Below are 15435 nucleotides of genomic sequence, written 5' to 3'. Positions count from 1 at the left end.
CCGGTGGTGTCAGTTCGCCGATAATCCCACCCAAGCGGAGGGTGAGTTCCGGGCCTCGCTCAACACCGTGGTGGTGAATCGAATCGGATGAGTGGGGCAACCGTTCCCTGTGAGCATGCTGAGACCGGCACCGACCACTCACGCGGGCGTCGGGGATGGCTTTTCTGTTGTCTGGGCGGCGGGGGATCATGCCACGGCGCATCGGCGGTCTCAGTGAAGGTCGGTCAATAGTGCTGTGAGAGTCTGTGTCTCGGTCGCGGTGTCGGGTGTGCTCGCCCGCACTGCTTTGAGAACGTTGTCGATCCGGCCGTCGAGGACGGTCCAGGCGGTGGCGTCCAGGGGGCGTAGGGTCGCCTGGTCGTCGTCCCACGCGGTTTCGAGGTCTTTGATCCGGGCGGTCGCGCCGGTCTGGTCACCGGCCTGCACTTTTGTGAGTGTGTCCTCGGCGATGGTGCGGAACTTCGCGACCTCAGCCGGCGGGAAATGTGCTGTCACCTCACCTGGGGTGAGTTGCGTGGTCACGGGCGCCTCGCCGGTTTCCTCCTCGCTCGCCGCGGTTGCGTGCGGCTGCCCGGCGGCCCAGACGAGCAGGGCGCCGGTGGCGACGGCAACTACGGCGTAGTACCCGAGCATGAGCCGTTCGCGGGCCGGTGTGGTGGTCACGGTCGGGGTGTGGGTCCGTTCGTGTTCTTCGATGACGTCGCTGCGGGTGAGGGTGAGGTACACGACGGTGGCGAGGATCGCGAGAAGGAAGATCGCGCTGGTCAAGGCGGTACCCACACCGAGTCCGTGATCGGTCGACGGGGATGCGAGCCAGTCGCCGAGGTTCGCACCCAGCGGGCGAGTCAGAATGTATGCCAGCCAGAAGGAGAGCACGGGATTTGCGCCGAGTCGCCAGCCGATCGCGATCAAGACGATCAGGCCGGCCGGTAGGAGTACCGAGGTGCCGGGTCCCCAGCCGGTGAGCTCGAGTATCCAGTCACCGATTGCTGTGCCCAGGGCGAAGGTGACCAGGACGGCGAGCCAATAGAACAGCTCTCGCGGTGTCGTGACGATGCTGTGGATCGACAGTGTCCGCTCGCCGGCGAACCACACACCGAACACGATGGCCAGGACCGCCGCGAAGGCGCTGGTGCTCACCGCGAGCGGGACGCCCAGGTCATCGGTGAGGATGTCGGTGTAGAGGGTGCCGGTCACGCTGAGCACGACGACCGCCAGCCAGTAGACGAACGGCACGTACCGGGTCAGGCGCAGCTGCCATCCCAGCACCGCGACGAGGATGACCGTGAAGATGAGCGCGGTGGTGTTCAGGCCGAGACCCAAGGTCATGTTGATCCAGTCGGCGAAGCTCTCACCCACGGTCGTGCACAGGATCTTGATGATCCAGAACCACACCGTGATCTCGGGGACCTTGCTCAGCATCACGCGCCGGGTCTTGCTGGCAGATCTCGTCGTCTCGGTCACAACCCTGACCGTAGGGAGATCTTGCTGAAGGCACGCTGAGAGTCGGTGACGGCCACAGGACGAAAGCGGGACGAGCACGGCAACACCGTCGTGCAGTCGGCGCACGTTGACCTGCCCGACACATCGCGCCTGCGGGTCCCGCAGCTGCTCAGCCTGCTGCCACTGGGTGGGACGTAGGTGGATGGTTCTCAGCGTGTCCACAGCATCGTCCGCGCACCCTGATGGGTGGATGCACCGCCGGTGGGAGGCATCGATGATCAGTGCACGAGAACGTTGCGTGGCCACGCTGTCGGTGGGTGCCGCCGTATTTGTTGTCACGGCGACCCTGGTGACCGGCTGCTCGGGTGCGGGCCCGGCCCCTCCCGGCCCGGATGTGGCCGCGCCGGGTGACATTCCGGACGATCAGGTCTTTGTCGAGGTGAACCCGTTTCCCGGGTTCGCGGTCAAGGTGCCCGAGGGGTGGGCGATGACGGCGGCGGGGCCGGCGGTGACGTTCACCGACAAATTGAACGCGATTACCGTCGATTCAGAGTTCGCGGTGACGGCCCCGTCCGAGACCGCGGTGCACCAGGACGTCGATCAGCAGTTCGCTTCTGCCGCCGGATATGTGGCGGGCACCGTTACGTCGGTGACCCGGCCGGCCGGCACTGCGGTGGAGGCGACCTACCGGATCGCCGGGCCGAACAATCCCGTCTCGGGGAAGTCCGTCACGGACGAGGTGGAGCGGTACGAGTTCTTCCGCGACGGCCAGCTGGTGACCTTGACATTGTCGGCTCCGGTCGGGGCGGACAACGTCGATCCGTGGCGCACGGTCACCGATTCCTTCCGGTGGACCTCGTGACCGCCGACCCCGGGGGTGGGGTGATCACCGCCGTGGAGCTCTACCGGTTCTACCGCGCCGCCGGCGAGGAGACGCTGGCGTTGCGCGGAGTGTCGCTGGGGATCAGCGGCGGTGAGATGGTCGCCGTCGCGGGCCCCTCGGGATCTGGTAAGTCCACGCTGCTGGCGTGTCTGGCGGGCCTGGACGAGCCCGACGGCGGCATGGTGCGCGTGCACGGCGAAGCGCTCAGCCATCGACCCGAGACCGTCCGCGCCCGACTCCGCGCCGACCACATCGGGGTGCTGTTTCAGCAGGACAACCTGTTCGAGCACCTGACCGTAGCCCAGAACGTGCGCCTGGTACGCCGACTGGTTGCTCCTGCCCGCCGGGTGCCGGTGCCTGATCTGCTGTCGCGGCTCGGGCTCGCAGCGGTGGCCGATTCGTATCCGTCCTCGCTGTCCGGGGGCGAGACGGCCCGCGCCGGGCTGGCGGTCGCCCTGGCGAACGATCCCGCCGTGGTCCTCGCCGACGAACCGACCGGGGAGCTCGATCCCGCTTCCGAACATGCGGTGCTCGAACTCCTGCGGGCGTGGTGCCGGCGCGGGGCGGCGGTGCTGGTCGCCAGTCACAGCCCGGCGGTGCGGGCGAGGGCGGACCGGGTGATCGAACTGGTCGACGGTCGGGTGCTGTGATGAGCACCCTGCCGGGGAGTGCCGCAGCCGGGCCGGTGCTGCGGTGCCGGGATCTGAGCAGGGTCTTCGGGTCCGGGCGCACCGCGCGGGTGGCGGTCGACTCCGTCAGCGCCGACATCGACCGCGGTGCCCGCATCGCCCTGATCGGCCCGTCCGGCTCGGGGAAATCGTCCCTGATCCACCTGTTCGCGGCCCTCGACGCCCCCAGCGCGGGGCACCTTTCCTGGCCGGGGCTGGGCGCCGATCCCCGCCGCGACCGCACCCGCATCGGGGTGGTCTTTCAGGCTCCGAGCCTGATTCCGGCCCTCGATGTCACCGAAAACGTGGCGCTCCCGCAGGTTTTGGCCGGCTGCTCGGACACCGCGGCTCGGGCGCGGGCGAGGACCGCGTTGGCTCGGCTGGGGCTCGAACCGCTGGCCGGGCGGCTTCCGGAGGAACTGTCCGGTGGGCAAGCGCACCGGGTTGCGCTCGCCCGCGTGCTGGCCGGCACCGCGCGACTCGTTCTGGCGGACGAGCTAACCGGGCAACTCGACCACCGCACCGGCGCCGAGGTCCTCGACGTGCTGTTCGAGACCGTCAACATGCTCGGCGCGGCCCCGGTCGTGAGCACCCATGACGACACGGTCGCCGGGCGCTGCCCGGTCCGGTGGTCGATGCGCGGCGGCCGCCTGCAGATCCGGTCACCGACCACCTCGGTCCCTCCCACGCCATGAGCACAAGCCTGGCCCTGGCAGGGATGTGGTTGACCGGCTTGCTGCGCCGCCGTCGCGGCAGACTCCTCGGCGCCGCTGCCTGTCTCGCGATCGCGGTCAGTCTCCTCACCGCCCTCGGAGGGTTCCTCGCCGCGTCCAAGGCCACCATGACCGACCGGGCCGCCCGGGCGGTCGCCGTCGACTGGCAGATCCAGGTGCAGCCCGGCGCCGATCCGGGCACCGTCCTCGATCAGATCCGGTCCTATCCGGGGGTTCGGGTGGCGGACCCGGTCCGCTTCGGTGACAGCGCCGGGCTCTTCGCCGCCGGCGGGGGCACCGCCGTGAGCACCGGGCCGGCGGTCATCGTCGGTATCCCGGATCGGTACCGGCAGCATTTTCCCGGCACGATCCGCACCCTCAGCGGAGCCGACTCCGGGGTGCTGCTGGCGCAGCAGACCGCATCGAATCTGCGGGCGACTGTGGGGTCGGTGATCACCGTCCGGTTGCCCGGCGGCGGCACCGCCGCCGAGACGGTGGCCGCGGTCGTGGATCTGCCGCAGGCGGATTCACTGTTCCAGACCGTCGCCGCCCCGGCCGCCGCGCAGCCGCAGGCACCCCCGGACAATGTGCTGCTGCTGCCTATCGCGGAGTTCGACGCCCTCTTCGCCCCCGGGCAGCGGGACGATCCGGCGGTGGTGCGTGCGCAGGTGCATGTCGGCCGGGACCGGAATCTGCCCCCGGATCCGGCCGCCGCCTACGCTGCCGACATCGGCGGCGCCCGCAACCTCGAGGCAACCCTCGCCGGCGCCGCACTGGTGGGGGACAACCTCGACGCCACCCTCGACGCGGCCCGCCAGGACGCCCTGTATTCGCAGGTGCTGTTTCTGTTCCTGGGTCTGCCCGGTGTCGCGTTGTCCGCGGTCCTTGCCGCGGTGATCACCGCCGGCGGGGCGGCACGTCGTCGCCAGGAGTTGGGGTTGCTGCGCGCCCGCGGTGCCGGTGGCGGGCAGCTCACCGCTGTGGCCGGGTCCGAGGCGGTGGCGGTGGGGCTGATCGGCGGTGTGGTCGGCGCCGGGGCCGGCATCGTCGTCGAGCGCGTGGTGGTGGGGTCGCCGGTGTCCCTGTCCTGGTTGCTCTCGGCCGCCGCGGCGGGTGTGGTGCTGACGGCGGTCACCGTTCTCACTCCCGCCCTGCGTGATCTGCGGTTCTCGACGGCGGCCGCTGCCCGCGCCGCGATCGGCCGCACCCGGCGTCCGCTGTGGCGGCTGGCCGGGGTCGACTTCCTCGCGCTGGCCGCGGCGTTCGCCGTCTACCAGGTCACCAGCCGCGCCGGGTACGCCCTGGTGCTCGCGCCGGAGGGGGTGACCGCGTTGTCGGTGAGCTATTGGACCTTCGCCGGACCGGCGCTGCTGTGGATCGGGACAGCCCTGCTGACACTGCGACTGGCCGATCTCACCCTCGGTAGGGGCCGCCGCTTCGGCGCAGCCCTGTTGCGGCCGTTGGCGGGCCCGCTGTCGAGCACGGTAGCGGCGATGCTCGCCCGCAATCGCCGCGCACTCGCCCGGTCGGTCGCGGTCGTGGCGTTGGCCGGGATGTTCGCCCTCTCGACCGCGGTGTTCAACAGCACCTACCGGCAACAGGCCGAGGTCGATGCCCGATTGACCAACGGCGCCGACGTCACCGTCACCGAACCTCCCACCGCCACCATCGGATCGGACCTCACAGGCGAATTGCGCCGGATTCCCGGCGTCCGAGATGTCGAACCGCTCCAACACCGCTTCGCCTATGTCGGCGCGGACCTGCAAGACCTGTACGGCGTCGACCCCACCACCATCACCGGAGCGGCGCTGCTGCAGGACAGCTACTTCGATGGCGGTACCGCCGCACAACTGATGGACCGCCTCGCTGCCCAACCGGACGGGGTTCTGGTCAGCGCCGAAACCGTGGCGGACTTCCAACTTTCCCCCGGCGACCCGGTGAAGCTGCGGATCCAAGACGCCGCCACGACGGCATTCGAGACCGTGCCGTTCCGCTTCCTCGGGGTGGTCAAAGAGTTCCCGACGGCACCGAAGGACAGCTTCCTCGTCGCCAACGCCGCCTACCTCGCCCAGGTGACCGCGAACCCGGCGGTCGGCGCGTTCCTCATCGACACCGGTGGGGCGGACACCCCGGCGGTGCGCCAGGCGGTGTCCGATGCACTCGGTACCGGGGCCACCGTCACCGATATCACCACGGTGCGTGGCACTGTCGGATCCACTCTCACTTCCGTCGATCTGCGGGGGTTGACCCGACTCGAACTGGGTTACGCCGCGGTCCTCGCCGCGGCCGGGTCGGCGTTGATGCTAGCGTCGGGGTTCGCGGAGCGTCGGCGCACCTTCGCGATTGTCACCGCGCTCGGCGGCACCCGGCGTCACACCGCGTCGATCGTGCTCGCCGAGGCCGCCGTCGTCACCGCCGGCGGGGCAGCACTCGGGGTGATCGGCGGTGTGGTCCTGTCCCATCTGCTCGTCGCGGTGCTCTCCGGGGTCTTCGACCCACCCCCGGCGACACTCGCAGTGCCCTGGGCCTATCTGACCCTGGTGGCCGCGGCGACGGCCGCGGCCATCGCCGCCGTCACCGCCGCCGCCGCGGACACGGCCGCCCGGTATCCGATCAGCGTGCTCCGCGAATAGCCGACCCGACCCGGCTGCGCGACAGGTGCGATGTCGCTGTTCCGGCCCCGCGCTTGATCGAGGCGTGTTCCACCGGACGCTCACCAGCCGGGGCGAGCCCGATCCGACAGCCAGCTACTACACCACTCAAAGCGGAGCCGCAGATTCTCCACCGGCAGGACCGCAGCCTGTTCTGGTACCGAATGTTCCCCTGCGCCAGGGAATGATCTCCGACTGACTGGGCCGCCGACGAGGTCCGCGTCGCTGGCGCCCAAGTCGGTCGGTGCCGGGATCCGGATTTTCCACCGCGCCCGGGGAGTTGGTGTACTGCGCCACAGGCCAGGTGAGGTGTGAAGGGCCCCCGCCACCACATCTAGGGGGCAGTGAGCGGGGGCCGAAGTGTGCCGCCGTATCGGTTGCAGCGACTGCAGCACAGCCTGAATCCTACGCAGTCACGGTGGGCGAACAGTGACGGATTCTCGTCTTCTCAGAGACGTCTCAGTTCTCAACATTCTCTCAGCGGGACTAGGGCATACTCCGCGCAAAATCGCTGACCACCGGTTCAGAGTGCTTATGAAATCCTCTCTATCGCAACCCCTTTGTGTCATTTCGGGGCACCGTCTAAGCCGCGAACGATCCGCCGAACTTCCCCAACCGGGACACGGCCGGTGCCTGACTCCCCACGCCACTCGACCCGCCTGGCCGGCGTGACGCTCCGACCATTGCAGTGTCGTTGCAGAGTGTCGTGCAGTGACACACCGGGTTCTGTCAATCGTCGGTGGTGAACGGCCTGCCGCGCTGCGCGGTGTCGACGTCCGTTACAACCAACGGACAGACGAAATGCGTCCGTTCCTGCCTTACAACGGACAATCCGGTCTTCTCTCAGCGATTTCACAGCACCCGCGTCATACCATCGCGCGGGATCGCCCTGTGGACGTAGTCGCGGTGCAGACCAGAAACGGAAGGTCAACCGCTGCAGCGGTGTAGGTCGACGGGCAACCGACTGACCCTGATCGGACAAACCTGCTATCGGAGACATCGGTGATGAATGTGCTGCTGGTGTTGCTTCTCTTGCCTGGCGGCCGTCGGAGGAACAGCTGTCGTTCGACGCCGCTTCGCCAACCGGTGAAATCGCCGATTGCACTCGCGACGCGACCTGCCCGCGGTAATCCACACCTCCGCTCGGACCGCCCACGCAACAGCAGGCCGACGCGACTGTCGGTCGCGTCGGCCTGCTGTTGTCATTTCTCGTGTCGTCGCAGGACCAGTAGTCGCTGGACGGCGAAGACTAATTCAGCTTCTGCGGCATGCCATACGTCGTGACGGTGTCACCATGTGAAGTGACGGCGGTGGCGTACGGCCGGATGGTGACCGCACCGAGCGCACCGGAGATGGAACCATGGACTCCCTGCATTCGGACCGACGCCGCCGGTCCGTCGAATGACTGGTTCTCCAGCAGCGGGACGGTGGTGATGCCGCCCGGTGCCAAGTCGATGTCGAGTTCCTGCGATGGGATGATGTCACCGGCGAGCCCGACGTTGCTGCCCGCGTGCAGATCTAACGTGGGTGTTGGGACGAGTCCGAGATCGATCCCGTTGCTCGAACCGATCACAAACCCCAGCCCGGGTGAATTGAGGACGATAGTCGCGCCGCTCAACGCGATCGGATAGCCGATCTGGTAGCCGACGGTGAGCTTGGTGCCCTTGAACTCTGCCGCGTTCGGGCCGGTGATGTTGACCTCGGCGTAACCGTTGTGGAAGAACTCGACACTGGTGGGAACACCATCCAGCGGCGGGACCACCTGATACGACGTGTCGCCCTGCAGGACTTCGATCCGATTGCCCCGCGCGTCGACGACGGAGCTGGAATTGTCCACGCCGGCCGAGGCGGTGCCGTTGCCCAAGACTATGGCGAGCACGGCGATTCCTGCGACTGCGACTGCGCGGGTGAATGATCTGTACCCAAAGCGAGATGTGCTGATTTCTGTCATGCCGACCCCATTCAGTGTGCTTCGAAACAGAGATGAAGAAGTATGCGAAGCGTATCCACAGGGGCGCATCAAATCTCAGTATTGATAAGAAGTTCGCGACCTATATTTTCGGTGTCCGATCGGTGGCACGGCGAGACCCTGCAGGGGCCCATAATGTTGCTGGGCAACGAGATTCGGTCCTAGCAAAGTGCGCATGTCCCGTGGACATGCGGCTCCGGCTCACGTCGGCTCCGGCGCGCGACGGAGACAGATGGCTGTGTCCTAGGTGAGCTGAGGAAGCCTAGCTTTTCCATGCTGAAAGAACGCTGAGAACGAATCTCAGCTTCATGCGCGATTCGAGTGGATGCAACTCGTGCTGCGGTCCGCCGCAATCAATACGGAGGCACCCCCAGGCAAGGTGGGGGACCGCACTGGTGGAGTCCGCGTCGCACACCATCGACGTTCATCGCACACCCCTACAATGCGGCCGTGGATCGACGCCAATTCCTCACTCTCGCCGCGGCCACCGTTGTCGGCGCGGCCGGTTGCAGCATCAGCAATGCCGAAACCCCGGGCACCGCCGTCCCCGATCCCGCTGATCCGGGCGTTGCACCCACGCCGGTAGCATCCCCGCCACCGGCGGTACTCCCGCCACCGCCGGCCGGGTCCCGAATCCAGTTACCCGGCGGCGGCACCCTGACAGCGTTACCCGGCAACGGCGACCTCCTCGCGCTCACCGTCGACGACGGCGTCAACAGCGACGTGGTCCGGCTCTACACCCAGTTCGCCCAGGACACCGGGGTCCGTCTCACCTACTTCGTCAACGGCCAATACGACTCGTGGACCGACAACGCCACTCTCCTGCGACCACTCGTCGACAGCGGTCAGATCCAGCTGGGCAACCACACCTGGTCCCATCCCGACCTGACGACCGTGTCGAAGAGTCGGATCGCCGACGAACTCACCAAGAATCACAAATTCCTGAAAACGACGTACGGCGTCGACGCCGCACCCTACTTCCGGCCGCCCTACGGAAAACACAATGCCACCGTCGACTCCGTGGCCGCCGACCTCGGCTACACCGTCCCGACCCTGTGGTACAGCTCGCTGTCGGATTCGTCGCTGATCACCGAGGACTACATCCTTCAGATGGCCAACCAGTACTTCACCCCGCAAACAATCGTCATCGGGCATCTCAACTACCTGCCGGTCACCCACGTTTACCCGCAACTCGTCGAGATCATCCGGAACCGAAACCTGCGCACCGTCACCCTCAACGATGTGTTCGTCAAACCCTGAAGTGACGTGGCCATTACGCGGACCCGTGCCCGATCCCGACACCGCGGCAGAAACCGATCTCCCCACACCGGGGCCGGCACCCACTCACCGACACCTACGCCTGTTTCACACCGCAGTCCCGGTCAGGGTCGCCGCCGCCGCAGCACCGGGGGGTCAGGTTGTGAGCCCCAGCCGGGCGGCCAGCCAGTCCATCTCGGTGGCGAGTGCGGCGGCCCACACCGCGAAGTTGTGGCCGCCGCGAACCTCCGTGTAGGTCACGTCCATCCCCGCCTGCCGGGCGGCGTCACAGGCTTTACGGATCGACGGTTTGAGTTCGTCGTCGTGGCTACCGACCACGAAGACACCGGCCGAGCGGGGATAGTGATGTTCGGCAAGCAGATCGAGGGGATTGACCCGAGTGAACGCGGCCTGATTGCCTCCGAACGCGGCGTCCAGGGTGCGTTGATGATCACCGAGGGTGGGCTCCGGGTCTCCGGAGAGGTCCAGGAACGTCGGATATGTCTGGGGGTAGTTGGTGGCCATCTGCAGCGCGCAGGTTCCGCCCAACGACAGGCCGCCGATCGCCCACCCGCCGGGGTCGGGGTCGACCTGAAGATGGGCCTTGGTCCAGGCGGGCACGTCCTCGGCGAGGTAGGTTGCGGCATTTCCGAGTGGCGAATCGACGCAGAGCGGGTTTCCCCAGGTCGACCCGGTCGCGTCGGCGACCACCACGACGGGTCCGAGCCCGCCGTGGTCGCGGGCGTAGTTGTTCATGGTGGTGCCCAGCCTGCCTCCGGTGAGCCAGTCTCTGGGCTGGCCGGGTTGACCGGCCAGGAGGACGAGAACCGGTAGCTGCGGTCGTGGATCGCTGAAATAGGCCGGAGGAAGGTAAATTTCGGCGCGCCGAGCGGAGAACCGGGAACGGTCCCCGGGGATGGTCACCGAGGTAATCTTGCCAGAATGCGGCATGTCCGCCGGCGGCGTCCAGACGGATTCGAGGGGTCGGCCCGCGATCGGTGTCGGTACGGGCGGGGGAACTGCCTGGAAGTCGATGCGGGTCACATGCTCGAACCCCATGGCCGCGCCGACCGTGGGATAGGCCGCGAAGAACAGGTTGATCTGGACCGCGCAGGCTGCGACCACGGCGACGGCGGCAACCACCGACACCGCCGCCGCCCATACACGGCGGGGGGCGGTGAGAATGCGGGAGATAAGCAACGTCACCGCCCACAGGGCGAGGGCCGTCCACAGGTAAACGGTGAGGGGTATCGGGTCGGGAAGTGGCCGCCACACTCGCTCCACCCAGAACCAGAGGAAACCGGTGAGGACTCCCGCGGCGGCGGCGCACAGCGGTATCGCCCGGCGCCGTAACCACCCCGCCCGCCCGGTCAGTAACCACACACCGCCCGCCGCACCCGTGGCGGCGACCACGAAGGGGACCGGCCCCGACAGCAACGACAGATCGGTCAACATGTGCCCCTGCAGAATTCCTGAATTCTTGAGATCTCGCTACCAACCGTTCTACTCGTGGTCGCAGACCCAAGCCCGGAACCGCTTCTCCGCCAATAGTGTGAAGGACATTCCAGACCGCCCGCGGGATAAAGATGAAGGGCGCCCAGTCGACCTGTGGAATTCCTGAGAATTCGGATTCGGCTGTGAGGGCCCGGCCTACGATGAAGGTGGACCGAGCCTCGATCTGTCCTCGAACCGCCACAGCGGATCCCGGACATCCACGCGACGGTCACGAATACGCCAGGACGACATCGGTCGAGAGGTGCCCTCTGTGACGGTTTCATGGCCGTCCCGAAGTATGGGGACTGACCATCATGAACACGAACACGAACACGACCGTCAGGAGGGGCTCACGGCACCTCCTCGCAACACTCGTGGTTGCCGTCCCGCTTGCCGCGCTGGCAGCGGGAGCGGCATCGGCTGACGCGACGATGACCGCAGTTGGCGGACCGGGCAAAGTGACCGTGACCGCCAAGGGTGACAACACCGCGCGAGACTGTGATGTCGGGGTGCTGGATCAATCGAAAAGGTCGATCGCTTCGCAAGAGGTCAGTCTGGCGCCGAACAGGACTCACACTGTGACGCTCACCAGCATTCCTGCAGGAAGCTCCTACACCGTCATCATGCGCTGCGGTGGCCAGAAAGAGACTTGGGTCGAAGGCGTCGCAGTCCGCCCTGCGCCCGATCCGCATTGAACCGAGATGCGGAGGGGTCTGAGGCGTGACCGACACACAGAGCGATCACTCCGGTTCAGCGGCCAGGACGATCCGGTGCACACTGAGTTGGTGGACGCCGCTATCTCGTCACGCCTGCGACCATTTCCGCGGGCAGCGTGGACGTATGTTCGGCGGGCACCCGGGACCTATATCTGGCTGGCGATACTGCTGGTGACATCGGTGGTGATGAGGAACCTGCCACCGGAAGTCCTCGCCCGGGTACTGGGCGATCGATCGACCAACTTGCATCATCTCGCCGAGGATCCCGTTCGGGTACTGATCTCGAGTGCCTTCTGGCTCGCCGGCGGCGGATGGATCACCTACTTCATTTCGTTCAACATCTTTCACGTCCCGGCGGAGCGCTGGCTGGGGACCCTGCGGTGGTTGGGTGTGGTGGTAATCGCGCACGTCGGCGCGACATACATCAGCGAGGGGGCGCTGTACTGGGCCATTCGCCACGGCCACGCCCCCGCGTCGGCGGTCGACACCCTCGACATCGGTGTCAGTTACGGATTGGCCGGAGTGATCGCGGTGCTGACCTACCGCATTGCCCCGCCCTGGCGTTACCTCTATGTCACAGCGGTGCTGGCGTTCTTCGCCGTCCCGCTTTTCGTAGACCTGAACTTCACAGCGATCGGACACTTCACCGCGGCACTTCTCGGTCTGGGGTGCTATCCGCTGGTCCGCTCACACAGGAGCACATGGTCCCCGGTCGAGGCGGTCCGCCGTGTCCGGAGAAGGAGGGCGGTCTCGTGAACCCGGATAAATCGCCGCGTCCGAGCGGATTGCCGTGTCGGCGCGGGCGCGCCCGGGCATCCGGTCGCCGACAACGGTGCCGTGGGCGTGTGCATCGCAGCGGTCCGTGTGTTCAGGGTAGGCGTTGGTTGAGAACGAGTGCGGTGCCGGCCGCCACCGCGATCAGGATGGATCCGAGAATCAGCCATGGTCGGCTGGCGTCGCCGAGGTGGGTTTCGTAACCGATCTGCTGTTGCAGATTCTGGTAGCTGGCCTGAAGTTCGTCCGCGCTGGTCGCGGTGAAGAACGAACCGCCGGACAACTCCGCGATCCGTCGCAGTGACTCGTCGTCGACGGGGACGGGGATGTGGCTGCCGTTGAGGTCGATCGCACCGTGAGTGGTGCCGAAGGAGATGGTGGAGATGGGGACGCCTTGCTCCTTTGCCAGGCGGGCTGCGGTGAACGCGCCGCGCGGATCGTTCAGGTCGGTGGGCACGGTTTGTTTGCCGTCCGATTCGAGGACGATCCGGGCTGGCGGCGGCGTGCCGCCTCCGCCGACTACGCCGGCGAGGGTGTCGATCGCCTGCAGAGCGGTGAAGATCGCTTCTCCGGTCGCGGTCCGTTCGGCGAGTTGCAGATGGTCGAGGGCGTTGTCGGTTGCGGTGTGGTCGGTGATCGGTGAGACCAACATCGACGCCGTCCCGGCGAACGCCTCGAGTCCGAGGTTGATGCCAGGGGTGAGGTTGTCCGCGAACGTTTTTGCGCCGGCCTGGGCTGCGGCCAGGCGCGAGGGTGGCACGTCGGTTGCGCGCATCGACAGTGACACGTCGATCGCGAGGATCACTGTGGCACGGTTGCGTGGAACTCGGGTCTGCGCCAACGGTCCGGCCATGGCGACGGTCAGCAGTAGCAGCCCCGCCAGAAGCAATGCCGGTGGGATGTGCCGCGACCACTTGGGCCGGGTGGGAGCGACGGTCTCGAGTAGTTCCAGATTGGTGAACCGCAGTGTGTGTTTACGTCGCAGGCGCAGTACCCACAGGTAGCCGATCGACAGCGCGCCGACCACGGCGGCGAAGATCAGCCACCCCGGTGTGGCGAGGCCGGAGAACCTCATGTTTCACCTCCGACATCTGACACCGCGGATCCGGAGGCCGTCATCGGCTCGGAATCCCTCGCGAGCCGAGCGACGATCGGCATGGCACCATCATCACCGGCCGGGTGGTCACGTGCCGCAACTCGACGGGCCGAGGGTGGCGAGCGCCCCATTCCGGCGGATCATCCAGCAGCCGGTACGAACCCGGGCTCGGAAGCCGCTCCGAGAGGGCCGGGTGGCACCGAAGAGGCGAACGCCGCCAGCAGTGCGTGCCCCACGGTCACACAGGTCGCCGCGACCAGCACTCCCGCCACCACCTCGGTCAGGGGCATTCCGACATACAGTTGTGCACCGGCGAGGGCGACGACCGCGATCACCACGGCTGCGGCCAGCACCGCCCGGAGGGTGCGACTGCGGCCGATACCGGCAATCACCGCCGCCATACCCAGCACCGCGGCGGCCCCGGCGAGATTCGACAGCACCGCGTTGTCGGTGTCGACCGGCTGCCACACCGGGGCAACTGCCCGGCCCGGCCCGAGCACGGTGCCGAGGGCCGCGCCCGCGAACACGGCGCCCATCACCGCACCCAGCATGATCGACGCCACCGGCACCGGCCAGCAGCGCCGGATCAGGACCATCCCCGCCACCGCGGCCACGGCGACCGCGACCGCCGGGGCGCCGAGCGCGATGCCCACGGTCGCAAGGTGATCGAGTCCTGCACTGCGGTGTGCCGCCAGCACGGACATGATGGAGCGGTCGGCGGCGGTCAGCCACCCGCCGTCGCGGATGTGAACGCAGACAATGCCCAGCGCCAAGGCCAACCCCGCGGTGCGCAACCCGCTCGCCTGCCCGGACCCGGTGACGACCATACCGGCGACGAACACCGCAAACGCGATCCCGAGGACCGTCAGAGCGATCTCCATCGTCGCGGCCTCGGTCACGACCTCGGTGACCATCTCCCGAACGAGGGACACAGTGCCGGACACCCTTCCAGTCTGGTGCGCGGGTGCTGTGGAAACGCTGAGAGCGGGTAGCGCAGACGGACTTTCTGTGTTCTGCTCTGGTGTCGTCGGGGGAGCGTGGGCACCCCTCGCTTCCCCGGCTCGAGGGATGCACGAAAGTCCATCGCTCACCGCAGAGTATTTCCCGGGTCAGTCGCGCATGTGGTCGTGCCAGTCGCCTCCGTCGCCGCCGTGCGCGATCAGAACAATCGCGGCGATCGCGTAGAGGACGATCGCCAGCAGCAGCAAGCCGCCGAAGATCCACAGGGACAGTTGCCCGAGCTTGCGTACCCGGCGGGAGGCGTATTCGGCGCCGTCGATATCACCGTCCACCCATCTGGGGTAGACCTCGAATGCGTGGTGGAAGGCCGAGAATGCCAGCGGCCAGAAGAACAGCAATGACGCCACCGCCCAGCCGGCGTTGCTGGTGGGTCGCGACCGGACCGATGGGACCGCGGCTGCGTCGGCGGCGGGCCCGCTTCGGGTGGGCCGATCGTCCGGTGCGGGCTCGGATGCTGGATTGACCATGGTGACTCCGTATCCGTCATAAGGGCATCCGTCATAAGGAAACCCGCTTCGACGGTACGTCTGCCGCGCTGAGGATTGGCTGAGAGCTGCGAACGAGGTACCGGCATGCTCGGGCGGTAAACCGCGGCGGTGACGGACCCGCTGTGACACTTGCCGCCCCGGCCCGTCCAACAGGGACGGAAGGCTTCTCTGCGGCCGCAACACCATCGGTGTCGGGTTGCGGCCGAGGAACGCCGGGGACCATGCGCCTCTCGTGGCCGAGAATTCACCCTCCCGGGCCGGCC

At 67.3% G+C, this 15435-nt stretch carries 14 protein-coding genes; 8 read left to right on the top strand and 6 right to left on the bottom strand.

What is annotated here, in order from left to right:
- Nucleotides 1-210: 210 nt before the first annotated feature.
- Nucleotides 211-1464, bottom strand: a complete 1254-nt coding sequence (locus RHA1_RS38240; protein ID WP_041813179.1) for a COG4705 family protein — start codon at nt 1462-1464, stop codon at nt 211-213.
- A 45-nt stretch (nt 1465-1509) separates the two neighbouring features.
- On the opposite strand from RHA1_RS38240, the gene RHA1_RS53030 reads away from it, so the two are divergent.
- From RHA1_RS53030 to RHA1_RS38220, 5 genes are all read left to right on the top strand, one after another.
- A complete protein-coding gene (locus tag RHA1_RS53030; RefSeq protein WP_272942783.1) occupies nt 1510-1641 on the top strand; it encodes a hypothetical protein in 132 nt (43 codons plus the stop codon).
- A 76-nt stretch (nt 1642-1717) separates the two neighbouring features.
- A complete protein-coding gene (locus RHA1_RS38235; protein WP_039951422.1) occupies nt 1718-2305 on the top strand; it encodes a hypothetical protein in 588 nt (195 codons plus the stop codon).
- Nucleotides 2293-2976 (top strand): ABC transporter ATP-binding protein, encoded by a 684-nt coding sequence (locus RHA1_RS38230; protein ID WP_007297786.1) that lies wholly within the window; start codon nt 2293-2295, stop codon nt 2974-2976. The genes RHA1_RS38235 and RHA1_RS38230 overlap by 13 nt, the downstream gene beginning before the upstream one ends.
- A complete protein-coding gene (locus RHA1_RS38225; protein WP_007297787.1) occupies nt 2976-3689 on the top strand; it encodes an ABC transporter ATP-binding protein in 714 nt (237 codons plus the stop codon). The genes RHA1_RS38230 and RHA1_RS38225 overlap by 1 nt, the downstream gene beginning before the upstream one ends.
- A complete protein-coding gene (locus RHA1_RS38220) occupies nt 3686-6340 on the top strand; it encodes an FtsX-like permease family protein (RefSeq protein ID WP_011599335.1) in 2655 nt (884 codons plus the stop codon). The genes RHA1_RS38225 and RHA1_RS38220 overlap by 4 nt, the downstream gene beginning before the upstream one ends.
- A gap of 1267 nt (nt 6341-7607) precedes the next feature.
- Here RHA1_RS38220 and RHA1_RS38215 read toward each other — a convergent pair.
- Nucleotides 7608-8309 (bottom strand): MspA family porin, encoded by a 702-nt coding sequence (locus RHA1_RS38215; protein WP_007297789.1) that lies wholly within the window; start codon nt 8307-8309, stop codon nt 7608-7610.
- A 468-nt stretch (nt 8310-8777) separates the two neighbouring features.
- On the opposite strand from RHA1_RS38215, the gene RHA1_RS38210 reads away from it, so the two are divergent.
- Nucleotides 8778-9587 carry a polysaccharide deacetylase family protein gene (locus RHA1_RS38210; RefSeq protein WP_007297790.1) on the top strand — a complete coding sequence of 270 codons (810 nt, stop codon included), beginning with the start codon at nt 8778-8780 and terminating at the stop codon, nt 9585-9587.
- A 153-nt stretch (nt 9588-9740) separates the two neighbouring features.
- Here RHA1_RS38210 and RHA1_RS38205 read toward each other — a convergent pair whose 3' ends face one another.
- Complete coding sequence (locus tag RHA1_RS38205) at nt 9741-11039, bottom strand: alpha/beta hydrolase (protein WP_007297791.1); 1299 nt, start codon at nt 11037-11039, stop codon at nt 9741-9743.
- Between the two features lie 353 nt (nt 11040-11392).
- Here RHA1_RS38205 and RHA1_RS49860 point away from each other — a divergent pair, with 353 nt between their 5' ends.
- Nucleotides 11393-11773, top strand: coding sequence for a hypothetical protein (locus tag RHA1_RS49860; protein ID WP_148228470.1), 381 nt, complete (start codon nt 11393-11395; stop codon nt 11771-11773).
- Nucleotides 11774-11848: 75 nt separating this feature from the next.
- On the top strand, nt 11849-12550 hold the full coding sequence (locus RHA1_RS38200; RefSeq protein WP_011599331.1) for a rhomboid-like protein: 702 nt from the start codon (nt 11849-11851) through the stop codon (nt 12548-12550).
- 112 nt (nt 12551-12662) lie between these two features.
- Here RHA1_RS38200 and RHA1_RS38195 read toward each other — a convergent pair whose 3' ends face one another.
- The 3 genes from RHA1_RS38195 to RHA1_RS38185 form a co-directional block, all read right to left on the bottom strand.
- Entirely contained in the window at nt 12663-13643 is a 981-nt protein-coding gene (locus RHA1_RS38195) for a VWA domain-containing protein (protein ID WP_011599330.1), read from the bottom strand.
- A gap of 161 nt (nt 13644-13804) precedes the next feature.
- Nucleotides 13805-14608, bottom strand: a complete 804-nt coding sequence (locus tag RHA1_RS38190) for a hypothetical protein (protein ID WP_148228469.1) — start codon at nt 14606-14608, stop codon at nt 13805-13807.
- A 165-nt stretch (nt 14609-14773) separates the two neighbouring features.
- Nucleotides 14774-15151, bottom strand: a complete 378-nt coding sequence (locus RHA1_RS38185; RefSeq protein ID WP_007297795.1) for a CD225/dispanin family protein — start codon at nt 15149-15151, stop codon at nt 14774-14776.
- Nucleotides 15152-15435: the final 284 nt, after the last annotated feature.

The sequence above is a fragment of the Rhodococcus jostii RHA1 genome (assembly GCF_000014565.1).
GTDB lineage: Bacteria > Actinomycetota > Actinomycetes > Mycobacteriales > Mycobacteriaceae > Rhodococcus_F > Rhodococcus_F jostii_A.
This window is presented reverse-complemented; position numbering and strand designations above follow the sequence as displayed.

Excerpts from the sequence above, each read along its gene's own strand:
- RHA1_RS38235 (WP_039951422.1), top strand. The coding sequence starts at position 1,718 with ATGATCAGTGCACGAGAACGTTGCGTGGCCACGCTGTCGGTGGGTGCC.
- RHA1_RS38225 (WP_007297787.1), top strand. The coding sequence starts at position 2,976 with ATGAGCACCCTGCCGGGGAGTGCCGCAGCCGGGCCGGTGCTGCGGTGC.
- RHA1_RS38220 (WP_011599335.1), top strand. The coding sequence starts at position 3,686 with ATGAGCACAAGCCTGGCCCTGGCAGGGATGTGGTTGACCGGCTTGCTG.
- RHA1_RS38215 (WP_007297789.1), bottom strand. The coding sequence starts at position 8,309 with ATGACAGAAATCAGCACATCTCGCTTTGGGTACAGATCATTCACCCGC.
- RHA1_RS38205 (WP_007297791.1), bottom strand. The coding sequence starts at position 11,039 with ATGTTGACCGATCTGTCGTTGCTGTCGGGGCCGGTCCCCTTCGTGGTC.
- RHA1_RS49860 (WP_148228470.1), top strand. The coding sequence starts at position 11,393 with ATGAACACGAACACGAACACGACCGTCAGGAGGGGCTCACGGCACCTC.
- RHA1_RS38195 (WP_011599330.1), bottom strand. The coding sequence starts at position 13,643 with ATGAGGTTCTCCGGCCTCGCCACACCGGGGTGGCTGATCTTCGCCGCC.
- RHA1_RS38185 (WP_007297795.1), bottom strand. The coding sequence starts at position 15,151 with ATGGTCAATCCAGCATCCGAGCCCGCACCGGACGATCGGCCCACCCGA.